10 protein-coding genes are annotated in these 11,597 nt (G+C 58.8%); 7 read left to right on the top strand and 3 right to left on the bottom strand.

Annotated features, from left to right (window positions below; translation table 11 throughout):
* The first annotated feature begins 94 nt into the window (after positions 1-94).
* Together BMZ67_RS10275 and BMZ67_RS10270 are read left to right on the top strand one after the other, a co-directional pair.
* Entirely contained in the window at positions 95-1,066 is a 972-nt protein-coding gene (locus tag BMZ67_RS10275) for a ribonuclease Z (protein ID WP_092022280.1), read from the top strand.
* A 168-nt stretch (positions 1,067-1,234) separates the two neighbouring features.
* Positions 1,235-2,968 carry an extracellular catalytic domain type 1 short-chain-length polyhydroxyalkanoate depolymerase gene (locus tag BMZ67_RS10270; protein WP_092022278.1) on the top strand — a complete coding sequence of 578 codons (1,734 nt, stop codon included), beginning with the start codon at positions 1,235-1,237 and terminating at the stop codon, positions 2,966-2,968.
* Here the strand turns inward: BMZ67_RS10270 and BMZ67_RS10265 are convergent.
* Positions 2,965-3,804, bottom strand: a complete 840-nt coding sequence (locus BMZ67_RS10265; protein WP_092022276.1) for a DUF2914 domain-containing protein — start codon at positions 3,802-3,804, stop codon at positions 2,965-2,967. The genes BMZ67_RS10270 and BMZ67_RS10265 overlap by 4 nt on opposite strands.
* 215 nt (positions 3,805-4,019) lie before the next feature.
* Positions 4,020-5,033 (bottom strand): AraC family transcriptional regulator, encoded by a 1,014-nt coding sequence (locus tag BMZ67_RS10260; RefSeq protein ID WP_092022274.1) that lies wholly within the window; start codon positions 5,031-5,033, stop codon positions 4,020-4,022.
* Positions 5,034-5,228: 195 nt separating this feature from the next.
* Here BMZ67_RS10260 and BMZ67_RS10255 point away from each other — a divergent pair, with 195 nt between their 5' ends.
* The 5 genes from BMZ67_RS10255 (at position 5,229) to BMZ67_RS10235 (ending at position 11,192) form a co-directional block, all read left to right on the top strand.
* Positions 5,229-6,731 (top strand): flavin-containing monooxygenase, encoded by a 1,503-nt coding sequence (locus tag BMZ67_RS10255; RefSeq protein ID WP_092022272.1) that lies wholly within the window; start codon positions 5,229-5,231, stop codon positions 6,729-6,731.
* Between the two features lie 27 nt (positions 6,732-6,758).
* Complete coding sequence (locus BMZ67_RS10250; protein WP_092022270.1) at positions 6,759-7,580, top strand: alpha/beta hydrolase; 822 nt, start codon at positions 6,759-6,761, stop codon at positions 7,578-7,580.
* Between the two features lie 173 nt (positions 7,581-7,753).
* The gene (locus tag BMZ67_RS10245) at positions 7,754-9,046 is read left to right on the top strand and encodes a paraquat-inducible protein A (protein WP_217642488.1); all 1,293 of its coding nucleotides are present in this window, start codon (positions 7,754-7,756) and stop codon (positions 9,044-9,046) included.
* The gene (gene pqiB / locus BMZ67_RS10240) at positions 9,043-10,665 is read left to right on the top strand and encodes an intermembrane transport protein PqiB (RefSeq protein ID WP_092022267.1); all 1,623 of its coding nucleotides are present in this window, start codon (positions 9,043-9,045) and stop codon (positions 10,663-10,665) included. Before BMZ67_RS10245 ends, pqiB begins: the two co-directional genes overlap by 4 nt.
* Positions 10,662-11,192 carry a PqiC family protein gene (locus BMZ67_RS10235; protein ID WP_092022266.1) on the top strand — a complete coding sequence of 177 codons (531 nt, stop codon included), beginning with the start codon at positions 10,662-10,664 and terminating at the stop codon, positions 11,190-11,192. The genes pqiB and BMZ67_RS10235 overlap by 4 nt, the downstream gene beginning before the upstream one ends.
* Here BMZ67_RS10235 and BMZ67_RS10230 read toward each other — a convergent pair.
* Complete coding sequence (locus BMZ67_RS10230; RefSeq protein ID WP_092022265.1) at positions 11,189-11,572, bottom strand: DUF2750 domain-containing protein; 384 nt, start codon at positions 11,570-11,572, stop codon at positions 11,189-11,191. The two genes, BMZ67_RS10235 and BMZ67_RS10230, sit on opposite strands and share 4 nt — an antisense overlap.
* Positions 11,573-11,597: the final 25 nt, after the last annotated feature.

Raw genomic sequence — 11,597 nt, 5'->3', positions numbered from 1 at the left:
CCCTTGAACGAGGGGTGGCGACAGTCATAGTCCCCTAGCGGCCAGTTGTAATAGAATCCTTGGTTATCGACGCAACGGACCGCACAAGCGTACTATGGACTTCACTTTCCTTGGCACCTCCGCAGGGTCACCGACCCGGTCTCGCAACGTCACTGGCCTGGCCCTGAGCCACGCCGGTACCAAACCCTGGTATTTGGTGGATTGCGGTGAAGGTACCCAGCACCAACTGCTGCATACCCGTTATTCGGTTATGCAGCTGCGTGCCATTTTCATCACGCATATCCATGGCGATCACACCTTTGGTCTTCCGGGTCTGCTCACCAGCGCCTCCATGCTTGGACGCACCGAACCGCTCGACATCATCGCCCCGCCCCAGGTACAGCACCTGATCCATGCGGTGATTGAAAACAGTGACTCCACCCTCAACTACCCCCTCAACTTTATCGACTCCGAGGCAGCGGACTTCCACTGGCACGATGAGCACCTGGACGTGTCCAGCGTGGCACTGTCCCACCGGGTTCCCTGCCGGGCTTATGTGTTTACCGAACGCTGGGTGGAGCGCCAATTGCTGCACAATCGGCTGCAGGACGATGGCATTGCCCCCGGCCCGGTCTGGGGAGAGTTGAAGAACGGCTGTGATGTCCTGCTGGACGATGGTCGCCTGCTGAAAAGCGACCACTATACTGAAATCCCCCGCCAGCCCCGACGGATGATCGTTGCCGGCGACAACGACACCCCAGCTCTGCTCGCCACAGCGGGTAAAGACAGTCATCTGTTGATACATGAGGCCACCTACTCCCAGGAAGTCGCTGACCGGGTGGGGCCATGGCCACAGCACAGCTCCGCTGAACAGGTGGCCCGTTTTGCTGAAAGTGCCGGACTGCCAAACCTGGTACTCACCCACTTCAGTTCGCGATACCGGTCCGAACCAGGAAGCACACCCCACATCAATCTGCTGGCCGCCGAAGCCATGCAGCACTATAAGGGACGACTGTTCCTCGCCCGGGATTTCGACGCCTACCGGTTAGAGAAAGATTTTTCGCTGACCCGACTGAACGATCACTAGAAAGCGCTTCCGTTGTCCGGCATTCCCTACATGCTGTCCGGAACTCAGGTCACTCCCCACGCCAAAACCAGCGTTGCTGTCTTTTAAATCAGCCAGTTAAGACACTGGCACGATATTTCCTTAATTCAAAGCTGCCTAACAACAAGTCCAATAAAAGGAGCTCGAACGATGACAGCATCGTCCACTTCACTGCGCGCTGGCCCGGCACTGGCCGGGCTGGCACTGACCTCCCTGTTAATGGTGCCCACACCGCCCGTTTTCGCCGGTCAAACCTACAGCCACACCCTGCCACAACAAAGCTACAATCAGTCCCGTAGCCGGGACTACAAGGTGTATGTGCCGGATTCGGTTGCCACGCCAGCACCTATGGTCATGGCGCTCCACGGTTGCAAACAGACCAACAACGACGTCCTCAACGACTGGGGTCTGACAGCGGCAGCAGACACCTACGGTTTCATTTTGGTCGCGCCGTTTATCACCAGCTATGACGGGCTGAGGAATCAGAACTGCTGGGGTTTCTGGTTCGACCATCACCGCCACGAGGGTGCTGGCGAAGTGGAAGACTTGCACCAGATTGGGCTGGCAGTTGAAGCCAACTACAACATCGACCCCAACCGCCGATTCATTACAGGCCTGTCCTCTGGTGGCGCCATGACGATTGTCGCTGCTGTCACCCACAACGAGTACTGGGCCGCAGCAGCACCCGCGGCGGGCCTGCCCTACGGCGAAGATTCTGCGTCGGTCTCGCTCTCTGGCCAGTGTCCGGGAAGCGCCACATTCCACAGTGTGTCACGGGTCGTGTCTGACATGCTGGCAGAGCAGGACGACACCTACCCTATTCCGTTGATGGTGCTGCAGAACGAAAACGACTGCACCGTGTTGAAAACCGCCGCCGACCATACCCGCGACGCCCACCTGCAGGTGCATGGCTCTCCCGCGTTCGACACCCCAACGGAAGCCCAGGCATCCACAACCGCTTGCACTCCTTACTATCAGAGCAGCTACAACTGCGTACATACCCGCTATACCCAAGATGGCACTGCCGGCACTCGTTCCCTGGTCGAAACCGTTTACCTCGATGGCCCCCTGTCCACCCCCAACACCCAGGACACTGATCATGGCCACTACTGGGTGGGTGGAGTCAACGGCAACAATGGCAAATGGGCTGTGAAGGCTGGCCCCAGCTTCCCGGACATCATTTGGGATTTCTTCGACCGACACAGTCGTGACGGCTCGCTACCCCAGGGCGTTCCTGCCATCACGCTCATTGGTGACAACCCGATGACCGTGACGATCAACACCCCCTTCACCGACCCCGGCGCTACTGCTGATGATGCGGAAGATGGCTCCCTGTCCGTCACTGCGGACTGCACCGGTGTTGATACCACGGCCGCTGGCTCCTACGTCTGTCTATATACCGCCACAGACAGTGACGCCAACACCAGCTCCAGGAATCGCACGGTCGAGGTGGTCGACCCAAATGCACCGACAGAAACCTGCGAACAGGCCAGCGCCTCCCCCAATGCCCACATAACAGCTGGACGAGCCTATGCCGGGGGAACATCTAACCTGAGGGCCTACGCCTCTGGAGATAACATGGATATCGGGGCCTCCTTTGACACCTGGAGCAGCGTCGCCCTGTTCGAAGGCGACCCCGGGCAGTGGTCTACAACGGAACCCGCTGCCTGCGGTGGCACCGGAGGGGGAACGGGAGGCGAAGAGCCTTCGGCCTGCCAGGACTGGAACGACACCAACCTGAACCATGATGTGGCGGGCCGTGCGTACTACAGCGGAGGTTATTACACGACTGGGGGTGCAGACGCCCTTGGTGCCTGGCCGGGCGTGTACACCTGGGTAAAAGAAACCTCAGAGGGATTCTTTGAAGCCGGGCAGTGCAACTAGTCTTCCAGAAGTGCTGGCGGCAGGACAACAAACGTTCCTGTCGCCAGGCGCTCGCCGCTGGCCAAGACCACATCCACCCGCCAGTCGCCGGTCATACCCCGGCCGATGAACTTGCTGGATGATGCCCGCATGTGGTCGCTATAGGGCAGTATGCGAACCCGGGCTACCCGCTCATCGTTCAGATACCACTCGTGGAAATGGACTTGGTTCTTGAGCCCTTCGGTTTCGGTGAACAGGAATACCCTCAGCGGCCCTTCCTCATTCATCACCAACTGGTGTGGTAACACATCCACCGGTTCCTTGTCCTCAAGCTCCCAGGTCAGCTGTGCCCTGACCAGTCCGGGGGCGAGAAGCTCAACCTGGGCTGAGGCACTCATCATGGCAGGTTCAGGTTCCACCAGGGGTGGCTCAGCAACGGCTTCACCGTCGGTTGCCATGGGGCTCTCTGATTCACCTCCTGCCACGCTGCTAACTGGTTCAACATCACCAGCGTCCGCCTGCGTCGGGCTATCGGAGGGTGGCAAAAGCTCTGCACGACTACCCGTTGGGACAGTCACGACGGGGAGTTCTTCGGCTTCTGCTTCGGCAATCTCAACCTCAAGGAGAGGCTGCGCCTCAGCAGCGCTGTCGACCGGCGCCAGCGTGATGTCCTCGGCACCGCCCATCAGGGCCTGAATGCCATAGACCGCGCCAGCCCCCAAAGCCACCACAAGCGCTGCGGCGAAAAAAATACGTCCCCAGTGGTACTCAACATACTCGTTCACCGGCGGGACAACGTCGCCGGTTTTGCCGGGAGCGCCAGGGTGTTGGGAAGGTGGGGTAGATTGTTCAGTCATGGGTGTAACTCGTCCTTGGTTACCGTCAAAGCGTGCGATTCAACGCATTTTCAACCGACGCTTCACTCATGTCCACAGCCGCCAGCCCAACACTGATCGTCACCTGAGCCAAACCGCTACCAACACCGGCATTGGCCTGACCCTCGATGGCTTTGTAGGTTCAGCATACTTTCGTGATTCGCTAACAACCGAAAAATGGCTCTGGTCAATGGCGATCAGCCAAGCAGCTGCTTGCGATAGGCCTTTGGCGTCATTCCGAACCAGTCCCGGCAAGCCCGGCTGAACGCCGATTGCTCGGAGTACCCCAGCAGCCCGGTGATCTGGCTCAACCCCAGATTCGGCTCCATCAGGTACTCCCGGGCTCGCCGCATACGCTCTTCGCTAAGCAACTGCTCATAGGTCACCCCTTCCACCGCCAGCCTGCGCTGCAGGGTGCGTTTGTGCATCGACAGGTGCGAGGCAATGGTGCCACTGCTGCAGTGCCCCGTAGGCAACAGGCTGTTGATCAGCCGAACCACATCTTCCGCCAACGTATTGGCATTGGGCGCCTGCTGGGAGTCCAGGTAACGCTCGGCCAATTGCCAAGTCTGATGGTCAGCACTGGACAGGGGCAAGTCCATCACCGGCACAGGCAGATAAAACCCACACCAGTCCTGCTCGAAGCGGGGTTCACAGCGGTAAACCTGCCGGTAGCACGCTTCGTCTGCCATGGCGGCGTGTTTGAAGTACACAGACAGCGGCCGAAACCCGTCCCCACACAGCAGCTTCATGACCTGCATCGCGTTTGCAAGGCTCAGTTCATGGGCCTGGGGTCGGTACTCCTCCCCTTCGTCATCAATCATGAAGACAAACTGAATGGCAGGACGGCCATCAAACCGGATCAGCGAGGTGCTCAGCGCCAGAGCCGGACAATGCAGGTGCAGATAGCGCGCGATATTACTGATGGCCTCGCCTACCGTCAGTGAACTTCGTGCGATCACCGAGATTGGCCCAAGGATATCCATGCCCTGATACTCGGCCAGCATCATGCCAAAGGCCGGATCGCCAAGCTCAGCGGCCGTCTCCTCCAGCAATGCATTAAGGCTTTTGAAAACCAGAAAGGAGCGGTCATCCCGCTGCTCGGCGGGCGGGATGTGATGGCGAGCCAGCAACGGCAAGGGGTTCCCACCCTTACGCCGAACCTGTTCGTCGTATCCCCACAAGTTGGTAGCCCGGATCAGGCTGGACACATAACCTCCAAGGACTCTCTCAGGTTGAACGCCAAAGCCGTACGCTGGCATGAAAAACTAACGCGACAGAGCACTTGTCGCGATTCGTCAAAAATATGTCCGGATATGGCAATATTGTCAACCCGAGGCTTTGACATAGTGAGCAGTTAGGGAACCCCTGAATAAAGCAACAACATCAACAATAAGGAAAACAATATGACGATGCAGCACTTTGACCTGATTATTATCGGCGCGGGCCTGTCTGGTATCGGCAGCGCTTGCCACATCGCCCGGGAGTACCCCAACAAAACCCTCGCTATTCTGGAACGCCGCGACAACATGGGCGGCACCTGGGATCTGTTCCGCTACCCAGGCATTCGCTCCGACTCTGACATGGCCAGCTTCGGTTACAACTTCAAACCGTGGTACTCCGATCAGGTGCTCGCCAAAGGGGGCGACATCCGCAATTACGTCGCGGAAACTGCACGGGAATTCAATCTGCATGACAAGGTCCACTTTGGCCTGCACATCACCAGCGCCGACTGGTCCAGCGAAGACCAGCGATGGACCGTGACCGCAACCCATGAAAAGAGCGGCGAAACCCGTCAATTCACCTGCAGCTTCCTGCTGAACTGCGCCGGCTACTACAACTTCGACCAGGGTTACCGCCCGACATTTGACGGTGAGGAAAACTTCAAGGGTGAGATTGTTCACCCCCAGTTCTGGCCTGAAGCGCTGGATTACAGCGGCAAGAAAGTTGTCGTCATCGGCAGTGGCGCCACCGCCATCACCGTGGTTCCAGCCATGGCTGAAAAAGCCGGCCATGTTACCATGCTGCAACGCTCCCCCAGCTACATCATGGCGATGCCGGATACCGACAAGATCTCCATGGTGCTGAACAAATTCCTCCCCAAGAAACTCGTCTTCAAGATGGCGAGGAAACGCAACATTCTGTTCCAGCGTGGGTTATACCTGGCCTGCGAGCGCTGGCCGGAAACCATGCGCAAGGTGATGGTGGGTCATATGCGCCGCCAGGTCGGACCAAACGTCGACATGCGTCATTTCTCGCCTGCCTACAATCCGTGGGAGCAACGGCTCTGCGCCGCACCGGATGGCGACTTTTTCAAAACCCTACGGTCCGGCAAGGCCGACATTGTCACTGATCACATTGACCACTTCTCGGAAACCGGGATCGTGCTGAAATCAGGCCAGACACTGGACGCGGACATCATCGTGACGGCAACCGGGCTTGACGTTCAGTTGATGGGCGGGTTGGAACTGCAACTGGACGGCAAGAATGTCGATATGCCGAACAAAATGACCTACAAGGGCATCATGATGCAGGATGTGCCCAACTACGCTTGGATCTTCGGATACACCAATGCCCCCTGGACCCTGAAATGCGACATCGGTGGTCGTTATATCTGCCGCTTGTTTAAGCGAATGGATCAGCGCGGCGCCACGGTTGTTCGCCCGGTGGACAGGGTTGGACACGAAACCGGAACCGGCATGCTTGATCAGTTTGCCCCCGGCTACATTGCTCGCGCTAAGGACCGCATGCCCCGCCAGGGCCGCGATGGCCCTTGGAAAGTAACCATGCACTATGGCAAAGACAAAAAAATGTTGGTAGAAGACCCGGTGGATGATGGCGTTCTGGAATTTGAACAGCCTCAGGCGGCCAACACCAGCCATTCACGCCCCCTTGAAGCCACAGCCTGAACGCAGCAACTACTGGGAGATCTGATTATGAGCACAGACAACAAGCCTCCGGTGCTGCTCATCCATGGCATGTGGAGCGATGCCGACACTCTGAAGCAGGTTCGTGACGCTTTTCGAGGACAGGGCTATCCGGTGGAGGCCGTGACACTTCCCCACCATAGCCCCCTGGCCAGCCATAACCCAGCCAGCCGAGCCGCCTTGGCTAAGAGCCGGCTGCAGGATTACGTCGACTACCTGGTCAGCCAGGTCCGGAAACTGGGACGCCCGCCAATTCTGGTGGGGCACTCCATGGGTGGGCTGCTTGCGCAGCTCACCGCCGCCCGGATGCCCTGTGAACGACTGATCCTGCTATCCTCAGCCGCCCCCGCCGGCATCAACGGCCTGGGCCTGTCGGTGTTCCGAACGCTGGGGCACAACCTGCTGCGTTTCCCATTGTGGAAACAGGTCACCGACTTGCGGCTGACCAATGTCCGGTACGGCATTGCCAACGCACAGGACGATGCTACGCAACGAGATGTCTTTGAGCACTGCGGCTACGAGTCCGGCATGGTGACCTTCCAGATGACCGTGGCGGCCTTCACCAGGCGCTCGTTTGCCTATGTGGAACCCGACAGTATTTCCTGCCCGGTGCTGATCATCGGTGGCACAGAGGACCGGATTACTCCCATTCGTGTGCAGCGCCGTATCGCAGGGCACTACGGTGAGCGCTGTCAGTTGGTGGAAATCAACGGTTGTTGCCACTGGACGGTCGGTGGCAGGTTCTTTCCCGCCATTCAAACCGCCATGTTCGACTGGCTGGAGCAGACTCAGCCAATTGCAATCGATGACGCTGAATTAGTGGCCGGGTAGAACCTCTACCACCCCTTCCCGTGGCCTAAACCTCCCGGAATCGTCAACTGATTTACATTCTCAAACGCCGGACGCGGCTAAGCTGTTAGTTTAGCAACGTCCGGTAGCTTCCAAAAAACTGCGCTAGACTTGAAAGTATTGACTTCGTTTCGCGAATGGGACCCAGCGCTCACGTGCCCGAACAACCAGCCAGTCCAGAAACACGCCCGCACCTGTTACTCGCCTGCCACGAGTGTGACCTGGTTTCAGTCATCACCATTCGCCAGGACGGCGAGTGGCATCAATGCCCCCGATGCCACCATGCCCTGCTTCGCCCGGCACAAAATGACCAGCTGACGCCGGCGCTGGCTTTCACCGCCCTGATACTGCTTTTACTGTCGCTTGCCTTCCCTTACATCGCCTTCGAGAAAAGCGGCCTGGAACGCGCCATGACGGTGACTGATGCGGCCAACGAGCTGGCCACCTACCATCACCCGCTACTGTCGGTCATCGTCATTGCTACCATCATAGTGATACCCGCGTTCTATCTGCTGTCGGTCTGCTGGATTCACTTGGGCCTTGCCGCCCGCCAGCCGTTACCAGGCAGCCTGACCCTGGCGCGATGGCTGCCACGCCTGCAGCCCTGGATGATGGCAGATGTGTTCGCCATTGCCGCCCTGGTCAGTCTGGTCAAGATCATCGCCATGGCCCACGTCCAGCTCCTGGAGGCGTTCTGGACCTTTACCGGTTACGCCCTGCTGCTGTTGATTACCGTCACTCGCATGAACACCATCTCGCTTTGGCAGCGACTTCTGGGAACCCTGCTACAGCCTCTCGGCACCCAACCGGGCCGAACCGCGCAAGCCCAGGGACTGATCGGCTGCGCCTGGTGTGGCCAGCTGCAACCACTGGGGAAGCATCATTGCCTGCGTTGCAGCAGCCCGCTGCATGAACGCCACCCCTTTACCCTGCAACGGGTATGGGCGCTGTTGATCACGTCAGTGCTGGCCTGTTTTCCGGCGCACCTGTACCCGATCATGGTCACATCCAGCCTGGGACAGTCCGAACCATCCACCATCATCGGCGGCGTTATGCTGTTCATTGATCACGGTGACTGGCCCATCGCACTGGTGATTTTCACCGCCAGCGTGCTGGTACCGTTTGGCAAGATCTTTGCCATCGGCTGGCTCTGCATCGCAGCCAGCCGCCGCAACCATAGCTTCGATATGGCCAGCCAGATGCGTCTGTACCGTTTCACGGAATGGATCGGGCGCTGGTCAATGATTGACGTGTTCGTTGTGGCCATCATTGTCGGACTGTTCCAGCTCGGCAATATCCTGACGATTGAACCCGGACTGGGAGGCCTGGCCTTCTCGGCCGTTGTTATCTTCACCATGCTGGCAGCCCTTCAGTTCGACCCCCGGCTGATCTGGGACCAGCTGCAAAGCCCTGCACCATCAAGCCGCCAACCGGAGGCGACCTCTTGACTAATACTCCTGCGACATCTTCAGCTCCGAAATTGTCTGCCGTCTGGCTCATTCCTTTACTAGCGCTGCTGATAGGGGCTTGGCTGATGTACAGCAATATCGCCGGCAAGGGTCCGGTCATCACTCTGATGATGGAGAATGCTGAGGGCATCACCGCGGGAAAAACCGCCGTAAAAACCCGGAATGTGCAAGTGGGCCTGGTAGAGAGCGTCAGGCTATCCGATGACCTTACCCACACCCTACTTTCCGTCCAGATGCAGGCGGGTACCGAGCGGATGCTGCTTGAAGACACCCAGTTCTGGATCGTCAAACCCAGGGTCGACCGAGAGGGCATCAGCGGCCTTAGCACGGTACTGTCAGGTGCCTACATCGAATTGCTTCCCGGCACTGATGGCAGGCCGCCAAGGGCTTACTCCGTCAATGACTCCCCGCCGCCTCAGCTAACCGGAGATGGCCTGTTCCTCACACTGGTCAGTGATGTTGGCAGCTCCGTCGATACCGGGGACCCGGTCAACTACCGCAATCTGCGCGTGGGCCGGGTGGTCGATACCCAATTCGACCCGGCCGAAAAGGTTTTCCGCCACCAACTGTTCATTGAGGAGCCCTACGATGTGCTGGTTACTCAAACCAGCCGGTTCTGGGAAGTCAGTGGAATGGGCTTCAAGCTGGGTGCCGAGGGGTTTGAGGCTCAAATCGGGTCCCTGGAAACCCTGGTCGGCGGGGGGGTGTCATTTGCGGTACCCGATCCAAATATGAGCCTTGGCCCCCCGGCTGAGGATGGTGATACCTTCACCCTTTACCCGGATGAGGAAGCGGCCCGGCGAGCGCTGTATTCACAGACTCTGGACTATGTCCTGATGATTGAAGGCAGTGTGCGGGGGCTGCGCCCGGGAGCCCCGGTTGAATACCGCGGGGTCCGTGTCGGCACGGTGGAAACCGTCGCCTGGGGATTCGGTTATGAAGGCCCAAGTTCCATGCAGCAGGATCCGGTACCCGTGCTGATCCGCCTGGAGCCCCAGCGCCAGGCACAAAGAACCGAGGTCCCGATGAGCCGCTGGGAAACCGAGATTGCCGCCATGGTCGATGGCGGCCTGAGAGCCAGCCTGGAGACCGGCAGCCTGTTGACCGGCGCATTGATTGTTACACTGGACTTCTACACCGGTGTCGCCCCCGCCACACTGGAGCAAACCTACCGCTCGGTTCCGGTTTTCCCCACTGTCGATGGCAGCGGCATCAGTAAGATTGAAGATCAGATCAGCACGCTTCTCACAACGCTGAACAACCTGCCGTTCAACGAACTTGCCAATAACCTGAACCAAAATCTTGAAACCATGGCCAGCGTCGCTCAACAACTGGATACCCTGGTGGCCAACCCGGCTCTGCACAGCCTGCCACAGGAAGCCGGGAATTCCCTGATTGCCCTGCAGGAGGTGCTGGACTCCTGGCGGGGCGATGAAAATGGAGCGGCCTTCCGCGAACTACAAACCACGTTGCAAAAGCTGAACCAGATGATCGACCGCGCCACCCCCGTTCTGGATACCCTGAACGAACGGCCCAATGCCCTGATTTTCCAGGACAGCGCCGCCCCAGATCCACAGCCGAGAGCGCAACACCCATGATGAATCAACCACGTTACGCCCTGGCCTGTCTGTTTACCCTGATGCTGACGGGCTGCAGCCAGGCCCCTGTGATCCCCCCGCCAGGTTACCTGTTGCCCGGCGCCACTGCCGTCGGCGTCCACCCATTGACGGTGGAGGTGCGGCTGGCCGGTTACCTCGATCAGGGGGGCATTGTCTACCAGCTCAGCAACAGCGAGCTTCACATCGCCCGCCAACACCGTTGGGCCGAACCGCTGGGCCGCCAGCTTGAACGGGCGCTACACGCTGCGCTCAGTGAGCAGGCCTTGTCAGGAGAGAACCGACTCGTCGTCAGCCTGAGCCAGTTCCAGGGCGTTCAGGTCGACAGTGGCGATCTGGCAATCATCCAGGGGGTCTGGCAGTTCAGCGAGGCCGGCAAGACCTCGCAACAGGGAAAAATCGACTGGCAAGCGCCGGTGCCGGCAGACGGCTACGCGGCGCTGGTGGAAACCCTGGACCAGGGTTGGCAGGACACGGCGAGGAACATTGTCTCAGCGCTGGGACACTAGAACCCCGATAACACCTCCTGCAAATCACGTTTCAGCTCTTCCGCCTCGGTGATCCAGAGTTCGCTCTGGGCACCGGGGAAAACCCCGACCGCCAGCCCGTCCTTGGTTAACCCCGGAACCCATTTCTTGAAGAAATCCGGCAGGGAAATCGCTTTGGGAGACAAGTCCTCAGCTCCCTTTGCATAGTCGCTCGCAAACTCCGAAACCGGCCAGACCGGCAGATACGCGACACCGTCCTCTTCCGAAACAATCTTCAGGAAATGATTGTCGGCGTTGATGAGTATCCAGAGTTCACGCTCCTCAACCACTGCATCCAGAAAATAGTCGTACCGTTCCTCGCCATCCATCTCGAGTACTTGCATTAACGGGTTATCACTCATGGCGGCTCCACTGCGCTCGTTTGGT

Origin of the sequence: Marinobacter zhejiangensis (assembly GCF_900114775.1) — a bacterium.
Classification (GTDB): domain Bacteria; phylum Pseudomonadota; class Gammaproteobacteria; order Pseudomonadales; family Oleiphilaceae; genus Marinobacter; species Marinobacter zhejiangensis.
The sequence above is the reverse complement of the archived record's forward strand: the minus strand, read 5'-3'. Positions and strand labels throughout refer to the sequence as shown.

Bases quoted from the DNA above. Each gene is read 5' to 3' on its own strand.
- BMZ67_RS10230 (WP_092022265.1), bottom strand. From the start codon at position 11,572: ATGAGTGATAACCCGTTAATGCAAGTACTCGAGATGGATGGCGAGGAA.
- BMZ67_RS10270 (WP_092022278.1), top strand. From the start codon at position 1,235: ATGACAGCATCGTCCACTTCACTGCGCGCTGGCCCGGCACTGGCCGGG.
- BMZ67_RS10235 (WP_092022266.1), top strand. From the start codon at position 10,662: ATGATGAATCAACCACGTTACGCCCTGGCCTGTCTGTTTACCCTGATG.
- BMZ67_RS10275 (WP_092022280.1), top strand. From the start codon at position 95: ATGGACTTCACTTTCCTTGGCACCTCCGCAGGGTCACCGACCCGGTCT.
- BMZ67_RS10255 (WP_092022272.1), top strand. From the start codon at position 5,229: ATGACGATGCAGCACTTTGACCTGATTATTATCGGCGCGGGCCTGTCT.
- BMZ67_RS10265 (WP_092022276.1), bottom strand. From the start codon at position 3,804: ATGACTGAACAATCTACCCCACCTTCCCAACACCCTGGCGCTCCCGGC.
- BMZ67_RS10250 (WP_092022270.1), top strand. From the start codon at position 6,759: ATGAGCACAGACAACAAGCCTCCGGTGCTGCTCATCCATGGCATGTGG.